Below are 15,279 nucleotides of genomic sequence, written 5' to 3' on the forward strand. Positions count from 1 at the left end.
TAACGTTCATACCGGGTCAAGTCAATGTCATCATGTCAAGGGAAGGAGGGGGAGCGACAAAAAGAGGCGCCCGCTGCTCGGCTGCGTGTATCGCAGTGAACGGAGGGCGCCCTCATGATGATCAATCGGATGAGGCCTTCAGCACGGCAAAGCCGTAAGCCGGGAGCTTCACGGTCAACTGTCCGTGAGCAGCGGTCAGGACATCGTCGTTCCACAGATGGGTCCACTGTGCATGCCGGACAGGCAGCGTAAGCGTGTGGCCCGCCTTGTCGTTGTTCATGACGACCAAGATCGTATCTTGGTCGTCCTCACGCAGGTAAGCAATCTGCCGGCTGTTCTTCTCGGCCGTGAGGAACTTGAAGGTGCCGGTGCGCAGAGCAGCATGAGCTTGGCGGAGCCGGATGACCGTCTGGTAGAACGCGAACAGATCCTTGTCATGCTTCGTCTCGTCCCATTCCATACATTTGCGGCATCCCGGGTCATGCCCGCCATCAAGGCCGACCTCGTCCCCATAATAGATGCACGGGGTGCCGAAGTAGGTGAACTGGAACAGCACCGCCAGCTTCATCTTCCGCTTGTCGCCGTCCGCTTGGGTCAGCAATCTGGCGGTGTCATGGCTGTCCAGCAGGTTGAACATGACTTCGCTGGCCTGGCGCGGATACCCGGCAAGCTGCTTGCCGAGCATGAAGGAGAACTTCTCGGCATCGGCGATTTGATGAATGAAGAAATCAAGGACGGCGTTGGTGAACGGATAGTTCATCACCGCATCGAACTGGTCGCCCTCGAGCCAGATGGACGATTCATGCCATACCTCGCCCAGAATATAGGCATCGGGGTTCGCTTGCTTCACCACCCGGCGAAACTCGCGCCAGAACTGGTGGCTCACCTCATTGGCAACATCGAGCCGCCAGCCGTCGATCCCCGTTTCGCGAATCCAGTATTCCGCGGCCTTCAGCAAGTATTCCTTCACTTCCGGATGCTCGGTATTGAGCTTGGGCATCAGCGGTTCAAAGGCAAAGGTATCATACGTCGGAATGCCGTCCACCACCTCAAGCGGCAGGGAGCGGATATGGAACCAGTCCTTGTATTTGGACTTCTCCCCGTTCTTGAGGACATCAACGAAGGGAGGGAAGGTTCGGCCGGAATGGTTGAACACGGCGTCCAGCAGGACGCGAATTCCGCGCTCATGGCACAGATCTACGAGCTTCTTCAGCGTATCCTTGTCCCCGAACTGCGGGTCAATCTGAAAATAATCCTCCGTATCGTACTTATGGTTGGTGGTTGCCTTAAAGAGCGGGGTGAAGTATACGGCGTTCACGCCCAGCTTGCTCAGATGATCGAGGTGGTCGATGACGCCTTGCAGATCACCGCCAAAGAAGCAGCTTGGCGTCGGATCGGCACTCCCCCATGGCAGCGTGCCTTCGGGATCATTGCGGGTATCCCCGTTGGCAAACCGTTCAGGGAAAATTTGATAGAAGATGGCATCCTTCACCCATGCCGGCGGCTGGAACACATCGACAGGGTTGATGAACGGGTACTCGAACAGTCGGTCGGGATTGGCCGGCGGCTCGGTCAGAAAATCATACTCGGTCATCCAGCGCTTCTCATGACCCTGCTGCAGCAGAAACCCGTATTTCACTCTTCGGTACGGCGGGGTCACCTCGCATTCCCAGTAGTCGAACAGCTCGTCTGTCGCCAGCTTGGTCATCGGGACATACTCCATCGTGTGGTCCCACATGTACTTGTCACCGGCGAGAGCATAGACGGCGGTCATGTCGTCTTTCTTGGTGCGGATCCGAAGATGAACGGTGGTGCCGTTGTACGCATAGGACCAGTTTTTGCGCGGACGGTGATACACAGCTTCCAGAAACATAAGATCAATCCTCCTTAATGCCGCTGCGGGCAAATAAAAAAGGCACAACCCGGTTTGAAATCGCCGAGGTTGTACCTTCAACAAGATAACATTGCCTTTAAATTATGGATTGGAAAATCTGTTCACTAAAAATATAACAGACTCGCGGCCCTTCCACAAGCGTGCCCGAAGGATATTTAAATCGAATATCTAGTCCTCGGTCGCTTTAGACGGTTTGCCGATCAGAAGCTCTTTGAAATTCCGGATCTGCTGCCGTTCCCCGGCCAGTACAATGGTTGCGCCAGCAGCAAAGATGTGCTCGGGTCCCGGATTAATGACACGGTTCTGCCGCCCAACGATCGCAAGGACGCTGGCTCCCGTCCGCTTGCGAATCTCCAGTTCGGCAATCGACTTGCCAGCACCGTCATAATGGGCCTCCACGCGGATCCATTCGATGATCAAATCTTCCACCGACACCTCGATGGATTCCAGCGCTTGAGGCTTGTAGACCATGCCGCCGACAATCGCGGCAATTTGTCTGGCTTCATCATCATCCAATGAGATTTGCGATATCGTTTCTTCAGGATCATCGTCGTTAAAATGGTACATCTCTCTTCGGCCATCATTGTGGATGATCACAACGAGCCTGTCTCCCGATCGGGTCTGAATAAGAAATTTTTTACCGATACCCGGTAATTCGGACTCGCGAATAAAACTCATATAAGTTCCTCCTCTCATACAATGAACATCAGCTTGCGAGTGGCTATTCTGATTGCCGCCTCTTAACCTTCTCTTCAGGAGAGCTCCAGCGGAAGATCCGGTTAATGCCGCGGTAAATATGCTTCGACTCCTTGGTCAACAGTGGCCCAAGTATGGCCAATATCAATACGTAAAGCGCCGAGAATGGCTTGATCATGGCCGATAGGCCGCCGGCGACGCCAAGATTGGCCACGATGATGGTGAACTCTCCGCGCGCCATGATCGTCAGTCCAATGTTAAGGGATGATTTATGCGATAGTCCGGCCCTGCGACCAGCGATCATACCTGCAACCAAATTGCCGATAATCGTAAGTACCACAGCGCCGATCGCCAGCCAGAAGGCATCGCCAAGCGTGGTCGGATCAATGCTCAGCCCGAAGCTGAAGAAGAAGACAGCGCCGAAGAAATCGCGGAATGGCACGACCAGCTGCTCGATGCGTTCGCCATGCTCCGTTTCGGAGAGCGCCAGGCCAAAGAGAAGCGCGCCGATTGCCTCGGCCACGTGCAATTTCTCCGAGAAGCCAGCAATAAAAAACATGACGGAGAATACAACGATGATGAAGATCTCGTTAGACGTAATTCGCAGCCATTTGTTCAATAGCGGCGGGCCCTTGCGGGCAATGACAAAGAACAGCAGCATGTAGCCGATGGAAATGCATACCGACAGCAGCGTGGCCCCGATGGAGGTAGCGCCACCGAGCAGCAAGCCGGACATGATTGATAGAAACACGGCAAGAAAAATATCGTCGAACAAAATCATGCCCAGAATCAGCTCGGTTTCGGAGTTCCCGGTTCGTCGTAAATCGACGAGCACTTTGGCGACAATTGCGCTGGAAGAGACGGAGAGCATACCGGCAATAATGAGCGTTTCGTAAAGCGGCATTTGGACGATAAAGCCGTAAGCCAGCCCCAGCGCAAAGTTTAGCGTCACGTATACCGTCCCGCCTACAACGATATTTCGCCCGGATTTGATTAATTTCTGCACGGAAAACTCCAGCCCCAGATAGAAGAGCAGAAATAAGATACCGATTTGCCCTAGAAAATCAATGATGCCTTGACTGTCAATAAACTTGAAGTCAAAGATACCGATCGTTGGCGCGTGGGGCCCAACCAACATACCAAGCACAATCAAAAAAGGGATGATGGAAAACTTAAGCTTTCCGGCAATTACGGAGGCGATGGCAACCAAAATTAAGGCGGTGCCAACCTCGAACATTATGTCGTGCATTGAAGACCTCCTTCATCTGCTTTTTTTTGCAATCACTTCTATCGTATCGTAGTATGCGTAATATTACAAATATTCTGTAAATTAATGCAAATTAAATAACTGGACGAGCGTTTGGTTGCACAAAAAAAAGAGTGAAAGCATCAGCACACACGTGAAGCTGGCGGATATCCTTCGGATGGAGATAAGGAACCGGACAGCTTAAGCTTTCGCCGTATGAATACGGCTTCCAGGTTGTGTGCTTGCTATTCACTCTTTCATGAAGATTGGAGCTTGGGGGATTGTCCGAAGCCGGGAGATCCTGTCGAAACAGGACCAGCATCGGGATTCAGGCCACCACTTCCGGACCTGTAATCTTCTGATACTGACGATACATCGAGATCCGCCAATGGACGATCATGCCGTAGGCGAGGAGGAAGAACAACGCAGCGGTCTGCGGAATGGAAATATGCTGTTCGATGTAGCCGTGCAGGAGCAGCCGGACGGCAAGAATGCCGATCAGAATATACACGAAGCTGCGGGAACGCTGCACGAATACCTGCCCCTCCACTTTCTCAAACTTGGTGCTGCGGATGAGCGGGTACGAGAATATAAACCATCCCACGCAAAAGGCGACCGCCCCCCACCACAGCGGAATATGAACCTGCGGCTCCACAAACATGATAAAACCGGTGCTCATCGCGATGGGAGGAATGATGATCTTCCTGACCGTGACCGGACGGTGACTGGCCTTCATGCGAATGATGATGACCGTTACCGCCATCACCAGCATGGCAATCGTAGAGCCTATTTGAAGAATTGGGGAATTCAGATCTACCACAATTCAGGACCTCTTTCTATAAAAAATAGCACATATTAAGTATTGTCCTTCGATTATAGCATAATCCGCGCTCTGGCAAAATCAGACGAAGCTGCGGCGATTCAGACTTCGCCGGCTTTCAGGTTCATCCCCTGGATGAACACATCAATCATAAAGGCCAGGCTATCGTCCCGATTAAGATTCATGGCGAATTGGCCGGAACGCTCCAGCGAACAGAAGCCGTGACAGAAGCTGCGAATGCACCGCACGGTATGGAGCGCATCGTCGGTGGTGAGCTTGTAGGGTGTCAAAATTTGCAGAAGCAGCTCCACCACGCTGTCTCCGGCCTGGATCACCTCGGTCTGCTCGGGGGCGATGGGCTGCAGGGCCGCCTCATACAGTCCGGGGTGTGTTCGGGCAAATTCAACATACGCCAGACAGGCCTGACGCAACGCATCCTCGCCGGACTTCCCGACAACCGCCTTCATCAGCCCTTGATGGAGGGTGCGAAGGCCATGAAGGGTAAGGGCCGCGTGCAGGCCGGGAAGACCGTTAATATGATTGTACAGGGAAGGGGAGCGCACCCCGAGCTCAGCTGCCAGCGATGCCAGCGTGACGGCATGGAATCCGTCCCGGTCGGCAAGCCTGGCGGCAGCTTGAACGACAGCCGTCTGGTCTAATCCGGGTCTTGGGCTCATGGCGTCTCCCTCCCCAGTCGGGCTTCCGCCGCGGCAATCGCCTCTTGCATGCGGGTCCGAGGCGATGCCAGCATCGGCCCGTGCCCGACGGCGAGCAGGGCCGGCTCCAGCTCTGTGAGCGCCTTGGCGCTTTCGATTGCGGCCGGCTTGTTCCAGGTGGCCCATGCCGGGAAAGGAAACCAGGGGTTGACCTTGCCGGATACCGCCAATCCGCCGCGGGTCTGGAGCGCATCCCCGGCGATCAGAATGCCGCTGCGCTGATCAAGAAACGCCATATGCCCCGGCGTGTGCCCCGGTGTGGCGATGGCTTTCAGCGAGCCGATGAAATCTCCGTGCCGGAGCAGAATGTCCGGCGTAGTATGGATGGTCTTCGGGATGCTGCCGCGAATGGGCGTTTGCGGTTCTCCGGACTCCAGGCTCACGTCGCCCCGCAGAAGCTTCGCGTCCCGCTTCGATATATATACCTTTGCCTCAGGCAATGCCTGCTTCAGTCCGTCCAACCCGCCGACATGATCGCCATGGGCGTGAGTCAGCACGATGCGGCGGATCGGTTTGCCTGCGGATGAGGCCGCAGCAAGGGTGCCCTTGATAGAGAAGGGCATGCCGGTATCGATGAGGGTAAGACCATCCTCTTCCTCCACCAAATACACATTGACCGGAAACAATCGAGGCATGAATGAAAGCTGGGTTACTTGATCCACTGTGGTTGCAAGCATAAGGCTTCTCCTTCCTGTCTTTCGGAATTTACAACATGAGCGCCAGCAAGTGTGGCAATCGCAGCGTCATTAGTTAATAAACTAACTATATTAGTATATTAACTAATCTTATTAGTTTGTGCAAGCCCAAGTTCAGGATAGGCGTTATCCCAGTGCTGAGAGGCGAGCGGCGGCGACACGCAGATCGCGGTCAGGGCAATCGGACATGAATCTCAGAAATGCGGAGGATGAATAAAAAATTAATATTTTTTCCATAATTTGAGTGCAAATTACTGCATTATCGGTTAACATAGTAACCATACGGAAAAATGGGTAAATATCCATATTTATACTGTGAGAAAGGGCGAGTCCAATGCAGTTGTACAGACGCATCGCAATGCTGCTGGTGATGTATGCAGCGTCGGGCTTTTTGCTTTTTGTGGCCAGCGACCATGCTCCCTATCTGCTTCCTGTCATTTGGATATCGGCATTGCTGCTCCTTCTGTGCGGTATTGCTTATATAGGTCATCATTACTTTTATCGTGCTCGCAAGAAGAGAGGTTGATGCCTGATTGGATGTGGCAAGCCCGCTGCTTCGAACCGGTGCTGTGCGAAGCAACCGTAAGTTGATCGTCATGCGTCACGCTCACCCCGATGGGGTGGGCGTTTTTTTTGATTGGCTCGAGGCAAGCGGCTGATGATATCGGACCTTGAGCCGAAAAAATAAAAAAACGATTGGTGGCTCTCCCCCGTCTTTAATGGTAGTGTTGCGTTATCTTCTAGGCAGAAATGAATGAGGGGAAGGAAAGCTGGAATGGAGGAAATCGAGCTGGCTCATGCGGCATGCAAAGGGGACGAGGAGGCATTCTATGCCCTGGTATCGCTTCACAGGCGGCGCTTGTATACCATAGCCTGGAGCTATTTGCACAATGAAAGCGATGCGCTGGACGTGCTGCAGGAGACGGTCTGCCGGGCGTGGATGAAGCGCGGAAAGCTTAAAGCGCCGGAGGCGTTCGTACCGTGGCTGATTCGTATTCTGATCAACTGCTGTGTCGATGAGCAGAAGCGAAGGAAACGAATGATTCCGGTTGAGGACATCAGCCGCAGGGAAGGGGCGGCAGAAATGGTAAGCGACAGCAAGCTGGATCTGGAGCAGGCCCTCCGCCGGATGAAGCCGAAATATCGCCATGTCCTGATTCTTAAATATTATGAGGATATGACGGTGCCTGAAATTTCTAAAATATTGGACTGTCCGGAAGGGACAGTCAAAACAAGACTGCATCAGGGGCTCAAGCTGCTGAGGCAAAAAATCGAATCGAAAGGGGTGCTGTTCGATGTTTGAGCGCGAGGAACGATGGCTGAGGGAGATGGGCAGGGATGCAGCTGACAAAGCGCAAGCAGAGACCACCCCGGATGACGCCTTGGATACGGCCATCCGAAGCGGTATTCGCCAAGGCCGTCAACGAACGAAGCGACGCCGTCAAGGTCTCTTTGCCCTGGCAGGCGCATGCGCATTGGTCCTGATCATGATGGGATGGAGCTGGGAGAGCCTGGTCCCGCAGCGTGCGCAGTCTATCGAAGGGCCGTACCCGCCGCTTACAGGGTTTGATTTTGGCGAGGATGTTACGCTGAACGCTGCGAATGCACATGGGCTGATTCAGCCGGTCCATCAGTCCGTATCCGAAGGTGATTATACGGCCGGTATCAACGGCGTGTTAGTCGGCTCTCAGCAATTGGTCATATTTTATACGCTGGAGAACCACTCGGGTCAGCCTATGAAGCTTCTGCGGACGGATATTGAGCGCACGGGATCGGACATCCCGCTGGAGTCTTTTTCCGTAATGTCCCCCTACGCGGAGCCAGATCAGAGCGTGCACCGCTCATGGCTGGATATCCGTCTGGAGAATGCAAGCCAGCTGGCGGATGAAATTACCGTCTCCTTCGTCGTGGCCCCATATTCAACGAACATTGCCCATGCCACGGAAGCCGAGAATGAAATACGTCTTGACGTCGATATTTCCTTGGACCTGGGCATTTCAAGTCAATTTACGACCGTCACCCCGCTAAACCAGATGCTGGAGATAGAGGGGCAACGATATGATGTGGAGCAAGCGATATTATCCCCTGCGGGCATTGTGGTGAAAGCCACTGTGCCTAACAGCAATACGATGAAGGTAACCGGATTGGTGGAGCCTTATGTGGAATCGGTTATAGACGGAGAGGCGGTACGGCTTGCCAGTCGGGGAGCCTTTTTACCAGGGGAAGACGGTCAAATGACATACTTTTTTGACAGCAACATACTGGATCAGCCGGAATCCCTTACTTTGAAAGCAGGGGGACTGCTGGCTGTGGATCCCTCGACCATGCAAGTTGTTGTGGATACGGAGAAGGGAGAGGTCATCCATTCGCCTGACGGTGGCATGCAGTTTGGCAGCTACGAGGATCATGTGCTGGTGCTGGAGTATCGTGAGGAGGACGAGAGACTTTTCGGCAGCGTGTCCTTCGAGCCTGAGTTTGTAGATGGAGAGGGGCGGCGGCATACGCCAAGGGAAGAGGCCGGGTCCCGGACAACCTCCTCCATGGATGCGGGGGCCAAGATCATCCGCCAATACATCTACCTGAAGCCGCAGGCTTATCCGCAGCCGCTGACATTTGAGCTGAGCAGCTATCCCGGAGCGATCGAGAAGGCTATAGAAATTCCCCTGCAATAAGAAGGAATCGGGACGGAGTCGTCCCCTGTTATGATCATTGCGGGGAGCAATCGGCGGTAAACGGTCAGTCCGCAGCCTCGCCCCATTACCTGCGTACATGGGACCTGACGTTCTTGTCCAATCAGGATGATGAGGTCAGGCCCCGTTTCATGCGGGTTCGGTGAATTACTTATCGTGCCGCGTCCCGATATTGGTGAACACGGTGTACAGGAACGACAGCACACCCAATGTGACCAGAATGCCGCCGGCGGCGATGACCGGCTCCACGGCTTCATAGCCGTGTACGAGCAGGAACAACCCTGTCATCATCAGCGGCAGACCGATATTGTGCAGCCAAAAGTGGACCTTGCCAAAGATCGACTCGCCCGCAGCCGGAAACAGATGGTAGATGACGCCGGCAAGCCCGAGCGACGCCCAGCCGAGCAGATTCACATGCGCGTGAATAGAAGAGTAATTGTAAGTATGGTTGATGGACATGTACATCCCGAGCAGAATGCCGATGAAAAAATATACCGCTGCAATTTTGATCAATTGAATGCCCAATCGAAAGCCTCCTTCCTAGGGGTGCTACTATGATGTATGTGGTACAAGCGGAAAGTAGACCTGGCAAGGGAACAAGCTTTCACCATTCGATGGCGACCCCTGTGATTCTCGTCGAATCCGATGTAGAATAGAGAAAAACTTCCAATCGGAGTCTGCGATAGGATGGGGCTCCGATGCAAGGCCTATGTTTAATGAAGGGAGCGGACCGGGTAAAAGATACCTGAGGGCGCATGAAGTTAAGTTAAGATTCACAATAAAAGGAGCGGGTGGATATGCGGGACGAAGTTATTTTCTACATAGGAACCTACGGTTCCAGGGACGAAAACGGAATACATTGGGGAGCGATGGACCGAAACACCGGCGAACTTCGGCTGCTGGGCGGCACGGCAGACATTGAAAACGCCACATTTCTTGATTTCAATGAGGCGTCCTCCGTGTTGTATGCCATCAGCGAGATCGGTGTCAGCGAAGCGGTGGCTTACTCTGTAAATCCGGAGACCGGTGAACTGACTGAGCTGAACCGCACTCCGGCAGGTGTGTCGGGGGCCTGTCATGTCTCGCGTTCGAGGGATGGCAAGCGGATGTTCGTGACGGGATATACCGACGGGCATATTGCAGCGCTATCAATCGAGGATGACGGCAGGGTCGGAGAGGTGGTCTCGAAAGTTCGCCATGTCGGGCGCAGCCTTCGGGATGACCGCCAGTCCGAGGCGCATCCGCATTCGTCGCACGAGACGCCGGACCGCCAGTATGTGCTCGTCAGCGACCTCGGGATGGATGAAATCAATCTGTACCGGCTCGAGGAAGGCAAGCTGGTTACGCATAAGAAGATCAGTCTGCCGCCTGGATCAGGTCCGCGGCATACAGCCTTTCATCCGTCGGGACAATGGATGTACGGCACGAATGAGCTGAACAGCACGGTCGCCGCTTATGCGTATGACAGCACGTTCGGAGATTTGAAACTGCTTCAGCATAGCGCGACGCTTCCGGCGGATGCGTCCGTGGATGACAATACGTCCTCCCATATTGTGGTATCCCCATGCGGACGCTATGTGTATGCTTCAAACCGGGGGCATGACAGCATCGTTCAGTATGTCATCGATGAAGCGAGCGGTCAGCTGCGCCCGGTGAACTGGGTATCTTCCGGCGGCAAAACACCGCGTCACTTTCAAATCCTGCCGGGCGGCTTTCTGCTCTCGGCCAATCAGGACAGCGATGTGATTGCCAGCTACCGCATAGACCCGGATACAGGCAATCTGGTTGCCACCGGCTTCACGCTGGAGGTGAAGCGTCCGGTCTGCATCTGTCCTATTGAAAAGGCCTAAGCAAGAGAAATCCACACCTTATCCACATATTAAAAAAAAGCATCTGCGGCTTTAAGCTGCGGATGCTTTTTGCTCTATTCATTAACCGTTCGGGCCAATCCGGCGTCCATCGATCCGTAACATGGAATCGAATACGAAGACAGGCGATGCTTCAACGGACGAGGAGATCCTTGGGGATCTCCTGCATCTCATTTGGCGCGTCTACATTCAGGAGAAGCTGAGTCTCGATGGACGTCATCCGTTAATGGGCGAAAATATGCTTGCCGATCTTGACTACCTGCGGTCTGGTCCATATCCATGCGCTGGTGGCCGTATCCGGATTGAAGTAATACAAGGATTCGTAGGTCGGGTCCCAGCCCTTCACCGCTTCCAGGGCGGCGCGGTAGGCTGTCTCGTTGGGCGTCAGCCAGTATTGGCCGTCGTCCACCGCTGTGAAAGCCCGCGGCTGGAACACTACGTCCCGGATGTTGTTCGGGAACTCGCTTGACTGAATGCGGTTCATGACCACCGCGCCGACGGCGACTTGGCCGGTGTAAGGCTCTCCGCGCGCTTCGCTGTAGATGACGCGGGCCATAATGTCCATTTCCGGTTGATTGAGCGTATATTTTTTCAGCTGCCTCCAGGTCAGCGGTCCGGCAACTCCGTCAGGGCTGAGCCCATACTCCTTCTGGAAACGGGCGACGGCAGCTGCCGTATTCGGGCCGTATTGTCCATCCAGAGGCTGCGTGTAGAAATCGAGCGTTCTCAAGCGATACTGCAAGTCCCATACATCACCGCCAGTGCTGCCAGACTTGAGCAAAGGAGCTGCCTCCGCCTTCTGGGCAAACCCAGGAAGGAATGCCAGCATGATGACCACTAAAGAAGTGATGAATGTTCGTGTACAAGTCTGCTTCAACAACGTTGTCCCATTCAAACTGCGTATGTTGATCCTCTCCTTTCGGGTTGAATTATAAAGATGGAAACAGTGGTGTACAACCATCAGGATATGGAAATCCATACGCAGCCTTGGGTTTCAGCTATAAAATGGTTCCCTGGAAGCACCTTGGGACCGGCTGCCTTTATTTTGAAAAAAAGGTTTGACAGCAGCAACAACCTCTTTTACAATAGCCTATATAACTCACTAAACAGGTAGGAATTATAAGATTCGTTCTAACCGTACAGACGGAGGAACGCTCGAAGGATGAAGCAGGCACGGATGCGTCCGGTTTGACCTCATTCTCCGGGCTTTCTCTGTCTTTTTTTCGTACTCCTGCCTGTTTAGTGAAGACCAGAAGAACAAGTGGGGAAGGGATATGGATATGAAAAAGAGGATAAAAACAGGGGTTCTGACAGGTCTGGCTGCGGTGATGGCACTGACGCTGGTCGCTTGCGGATCACAGACAACGGGTTCGTCCGCAAGTCCATCGGGCAGCGCTTCTCCCGCCGATTCGGAGAGCAAGGAGAGCAAGGAGAGCGTAGAGCTGCTCAATGTTTCCTATGATCCGACCCGGGAGCTATATGATCAGTACAATAAGGCCTTTGCCGCTTATTGGGAGCAGACCCAAGGACAGAAGGTGACCTTCAAGCAGTCTCATGGCGGGTCGGGTAAACAAAGCCGCTCGGTCATTGATGGCCTCGAAGCGGATGTGGTGACACTCGCGCTCGGTTATGATATCGACGCCATCCGCGAGGCTGGATTGATTGAGGAAGGCTGGGAAGAGGAATTTGAGCATAACAGTTCTCCATACACGTCCACCATCGTATTCCTGGTGCGCAAAGGCAATCCGAAGAACATTCAGGATTGGCCCGACCTGGTTCAGGATGGGGTCGAAGTCATTACGCCGAATCCGAAGACATCCGGCGGCGCGCGCTGGAACTACCTGGCGGCATGGGGGTATGCGCTCAAGGCCAACGGCAATGACGAGGCGAAAGCGCAGGAGTTTGTCAAGGAACTGTTCACCCATGTGCCGGTGCTGGATAGCGGTGCACGCGGGGCGACAACGACGTTTGTCGAGCGGGAGATCGGCGATGTGCTGCTGGCTTGGGAGAATGAGGCGTACCTGTCCATTCACGAGCTTGGCCCCGATAAATTCGAGATTGTGAATCCGTCGGTCAGCATTTTGGCGGAGCCGCCGGTGGCGATTGTAGATAAAGTGGTGGATAAGCGCGGCACGAGGGAAGTCGCGGAAGCCTATCTGAACTATTTGTACAGCGAGGAAGGGCAGACGATTGCAGCCGATAACTATTACCGCCCGACGCTGGACAGCGTAAGCGAGAAATACCAGGAGCAGTTCCCGGCGATTGAGCTGTTTACGCTGAGAGATGTTTTTGGCACATGGGAGGAAACCCAGAACAAGCATTTTAATGATGGCGGTATTTTCGACCAGATTTACGTGCCGGGCAGCTGATCGGAGGGGCACTCCGAAGGCAGGGAGGATGAAGAATGATGGCGGTAGCCAACAAGCAGAACAACAGGGCGGCACGGCGGGTGCTGCCCGGATTTGGAATTGGGATGGGGTTCACGGTTTTTTATATGAGTCTGGTGGTGTTGGTCCCGCTATCGGCGCTGCTGCTGAATAAAACAGGGCTGACTTGGGATAAGTTCTGGAGCGTGGCTACAGATCCCCGGGTGCTGGCGTCGTATCGGATCAGCCTGGGCACAGCTGCGATTGCCGCAGGGGTGAACACCGTGCTCGGCCTTCTTCTGGCCTGGGTGCTTGTGCGGTACGATTTTCCGGGCAAGCGGCTGTGGGACGCGCTCATTGATTTGCCGTTTGCGCTCCCGACCGCCGTGGCCGGGGTCGCGCTCACCGCGATATACTCTGCGAACGGGTGGATCGGCTCGCTGCTTGCCCCGCTTGGCATCAAGGCGGCATTTACGCCTCTGGGGATCACGATCGCCCTGATGTTCATCGGCATTCCGTTCGTGGTGCGCACGGTGCAGCCGGTGCTGCAGGACGCGGAGCGGGATGTCGAAGAGGCAGCGGCTACGCTCGGTGCCGGCCGCTGGCGCACGTTCCGCGCTGTCATTCTGCCGACGCTGGTGCCTTCGCTGCTGACCGGGTTTGCGCTTGCTTTTGCCCGCGGGATCGGGGAGTACGGCTCCGTTGTCTTCATCTCCGGCAATATGCCGATGAAGACCGAGATCGCACCGCTATTGATCATGTCCAAGCTGGAGCAGTTTGACTATGCCGGAGCTACCGCGGTGGCGCTGCTCTTGCTGCTCATCTCCTTTCTGCTGCTGCTCGGCATTAACATACTTCAACATTGGGCGCGTAAGACCGCCCGGTAGCCGAAGGAGAGGAGGAGGAACATGGCTGGAACTGTACCTGGCAGAGCCACTTCGTCGGTTGTGGCGCCGGCCTCACCGGCAGCGGTGGAGAAGCCGTGGGTCAAATGGAGCCTGGTCGGCTTGGCAGGCCTCGTGCTGCTGTGGCTGATCGTGCTTCCATTGGTTACGGTGCTGTCCGAAGCGTTGAAGAGAGGCATCGATGTCTACTGGGCGGCGTTAAGCGATCCGGATGCCCGTGCCGCCCTTCGTCTAACACTGCTGGTTGCGGCAATAACCGTGCCGCTGAACACGGTGTTTGGCGTCATGGCAGCGTGGACGATTACCAAATTCCAATTCAAGGGCAAGAAGCTGCTCACCACGCTGATCGATCTTCCGTTTGCAATCTCTCCGGTGATCGGCGGCCTGATCTTCGTGCTCGTATTCGGGCGTCAGGGCTGGTTTGGTCCCTGGCTGGAGGCGCATGATATCAAGATCATCTTTGCAGTTCCGGGCATCGTGCTGGCCACGCTGTTTGTCACCTTCCCGTTTGTAGCCAAGGAGCTGATTCCGTTAATGGAGGAGCAGGGCACCCAGGATGAGGAAGCGGCCGTCACGCTTGGGGCGAGCGGCTGGCAGGTGTTCTGGAAAGTGACGCTGCCAAGCATTCGCTGGGGCTTGCTGTACGGCATTATATTGTGTAATGCCAGGGCGATGGGCGAGTTCGGGGCGGTCTCCGTCGTCTCGGGCCATATTCGCGGAGAGACCAATACACTGCCGCTGCATGTGGAGATTTTATATAATGAATATCAGTTTTCGGCATCGTTTGCAGTCGCTTCGCTGCTTCTGTTATTAGCGCTGGCCACGCTGCTCATTAAAAATTTGCTGACGCGAAAAAATGCACATTGACAGTGCTTTTTATTCCATGCTAATGTTAATTCATACTATACTGGTTGGAAAAGGATGAATAGACGGGAGGAGCCAATTCTCCCGGAACAGATAAGAACATATGGGCCTACCTATGCCCGGTGAGGAGGCGGTATCCATGGCTAAACCTTTGAAGGTGGATGACACGTGGCTGGAACGCATTGCAGGTCTTCTGAATGACATGGAATTCGGTTCGCTGCAGATTGTCGTGCATGAGGGTCAGATCGTGCAGATGGAGCGTACAGAACGCAAACGTTTTGAGAATACAGCCTCTGGTACAGGGAAAAACCAAGGCGGGTCCCGAGCAGCTCAGCAACAGCAGCGAAGAGCGGGATCAAGATAGACGAATATTGCGGTGACTGCACAGAGAACGACATAGAAGCACTTCCCTAGATGGGCGATGGAATGATCTCATCAACCCGGGAAGTGCTTCTTTTTGATGTGAATTCCGCTGTGTTCGTTCCATAAGCTGTCCAGGCAGGCGGCGCGAAGCAGCCC

The 15,279-nt window shown here is 54.4% G+C and carries 16 protein-coding genes; 8 read left to right on the top strand and 8 right to left on the bottom strand.

Annotated elements, in window-relative coordinates; genetic code table 11:
• Positions 1 to 121: 121 nt before the first annotated feature.
• The 6 genes from CHH75_RS20505 to CHH75_RS20530 all read right to left on the bottom strand — a co-directional run bounded on the left by CHH75_RS20505 (position 122) and on the right by CHH75_RS20530 (position 6,049).
• On the bottom strand, positions 122 to 1,873 hold the full coding sequence (locus tag CHH75_RS20505; RefSeq protein ID WP_095268058.1) for an alpha-glycosidase: 1,752 nt from the start codon (positions 1,871 to 1,873) through the stop codon (positions 122 to 124).
• Between the two features lie 189 nt (positions 1,874 to 2,062).
• Positions 2,063 to 2,572 (bottom strand): cation:proton antiporter regulatory subunit, encoded by a 510-nt coding sequence (locus CHH75_RS20510; protein WP_095268059.1) that lies wholly within the window; start codon positions 2,570 to 2,572, stop codon positions 2,063 to 2,065.
• A 43-nt stretch (positions 2,573 to 2,615) separates the two neighbouring features.
• Positions 2,616 to 3,839 (bottom strand): cation:proton antiporter, encoded by a 1,224-nt coding sequence (locus CHH75_RS20515; protein WP_095268060.1) that lies wholly within the window; start codon positions 3,837 to 3,839, stop codon positions 2,616 to 2,618.
• Positions 3,840 to 4,164: 325 nt separating this feature from the next.
• Positions 4,165 to 4,656: a CcdC family protein gene (locus tag CHH75_RS20520; RefSeq protein WP_095268061.1), complete on the bottom strand. Its 492-nt coding sequence runs from the start codon at positions 4,654 to 4,656 to the stop codon at positions 4,165 to 4,167.
• Between the two features lie 101 nt (positions 4,657 to 4,757).
• Positions 4,758 to 5,333, bottom strand: a complete 576-nt coding sequence (locus CHH75_RS20525) for a TetR/AcrR family transcriptional regulator (protein ID WP_095399064.1) — start codon at positions 5,331 to 5,333, stop codon at positions 4,758 to 4,760.
• Positions 5,330 to 6,049: an MBL fold metallo-hydrolase gene (locus CHH75_RS20530; protein WP_095399065.1), complete on the bottom strand. Its 720-nt coding sequence runs from the start codon at positions 6,047 to 6,049 to the stop codon at positions 5,330 to 5,332. Before CHH75_RS20530 ends, CHH75_RS20525 begins: the two co-directional genes overlap by 4 nt.
• A gap of 376 nt (positions 6,050 to 6,425) precedes the next feature.
• On the opposite strand from CHH75_RS20530, the gene CHH75_RS20535 reads away from it, so the two are divergent.
• The 3 genes from CHH75_RS20535 (at position 6,426) to CHH75_RS20545 (ending at position 8,739) form a co-directional block, all read left to right on the top strand.
• Positions 6,426 to 6,593, top strand: a complete 168-nt coding sequence (locus tag CHH75_RS20535) for a hypothetical protein (RefSeq protein WP_255223088.1) — start codon at positions 6,426 to 6,428, stop codon at positions 6,591 to 6,593.
• A 249-nt stretch (positions 6,594 to 6,842) separates the two neighbouring features.
• Positions 6,843 to 7,370: a sigma-70 family RNA polymerase sigma factor gene (locus CHH75_RS20540; protein ID WP_095265893.1), complete on the top strand. Its 528-nt coding sequence runs from the start codon at positions 6,843 to 6,845 to the stop codon at positions 7,368 to 7,370.
• Positions 7,363 to 8,739 (top strand): DUF4179 domain-containing protein, encoded by a 1,377-nt coding sequence (locus CHH75_RS20545; protein ID WP_095399066.1) that lies wholly within the window; start codon positions 7,363 to 7,365, stop codon positions 8,737 to 8,739. The genes CHH75_RS20540 and CHH75_RS20545 overlap by 8 nt, the downstream gene beginning before the upstream one ends.
• A gap of 165 nt (positions 8,740 to 8,904) precedes the next feature.
• Here the strand turns inward: CHH75_RS20545 and CHH75_RS20550 are convergent, their stop codons facing one another.
• Positions 8,905 to 9,282 carry a cytochrome-c oxidase gene (locus CHH75_RS20550; protein WP_095265895.1) on the bottom strand — a complete coding sequence of 126 codons (378 nt, stop codon included), beginning with the start codon at positions 9,280 to 9,282 and terminating at the stop codon, positions 8,905 to 8,907.
• Between the two features lie 272 nt (positions 9,283 to 9,554).
• Between CHH75_RS20550 and CHH75_RS20555 the strand changes: the two genes are divergently transcribed.
• Complete coding sequence (locus CHH75_RS20555; protein WP_095399067.1) at positions 9,555 to 10,607, top strand: lactonase family protein; 1,053 nt, start codon at positions 9,555 to 9,557, stop codon at positions 10,605 to 10,607.
• A gap of 241 nt (positions 10,608 to 10,848) precedes the next feature.
• On the opposite strand, the gene sleB is transcribed toward CHH75_RS20555, so the two are convergent.
• Entirely contained in the window at positions 10,849 to 11,454 is a 606-nt protein-coding gene (gene sleB, locus CHH75_RS20560; RefSeq protein WP_230875614.1) for a spore cortex-lytic enzyme, read from the bottom strand.
• A 451-nt stretch (positions 11,455 to 11,905) separates the two neighbouring features.
• Here sleB and CHH75_RS20565 point away from each other — a divergent pair, with 451 nt between their 5' ends.
• From CHH75_RS20565 to CHH75_RS20580, 4 genes are all read left to right on the top strand, one after another.
• Positions 11,906 to 12,994: a sulfate ABC transporter substrate-binding protein gene (locus CHH75_RS20565; RefSeq protein ID WP_095399071.1), complete on the top strand. Its 1,089-nt coding sequence runs from the start codon at positions 11,906 to 11,908 to the stop codon at positions 12,992 to 12,994.
• Positions 12,995 to 13,029: 35 nt separating this feature from the next.
• Positions 13,030 to 13,878, top strand: coding sequence for a sulfate ABC transporter permease subunit CysT (gene cysT, locus CHH75_RS20570; RefSeq protein ID WP_095399068.1), 849 nt, complete (start codon positions 13,030 to 13,032; stop codon positions 13,876 to 13,878).
• Between the two features lie 21 nt (positions 13,879 to 13,899).
• Positions 13,900 to 14,763, top strand: a complete 864-nt coding sequence (gene cysW, locus CHH75_RS20575) for a sulfate ABC transporter permease subunit CysW (RefSeq protein ID WP_095265897.1) — start codon at positions 13,900 to 13,902, stop codon at positions 14,761 to 14,763.
• A 136-nt stretch (positions 14,764 to 14,899) separates the two neighbouring features.
• Positions 14,900 to 15,124: a YezD family protein gene (locus CHH75_RS20580; protein ID WP_095265898.1), complete on the top strand. Its 225-nt coding sequence runs from the start codon at positions 14,900 to 14,902 to the stop codon at positions 15,122 to 15,124.
• Positions 15,125 to 15,279 lie beyond the last annotated feature (155 nt).

The organism is Paenibacillus sp. 7541, assembly GCF_002276395.1.
GTDB classification, from domain to species: Bacteria; Bacillota; Bacilli; order Paenibacillales; family Paenibacillaceae; genus Paenibacillus_AQ; species Paenibacillus_AQ campinasensis.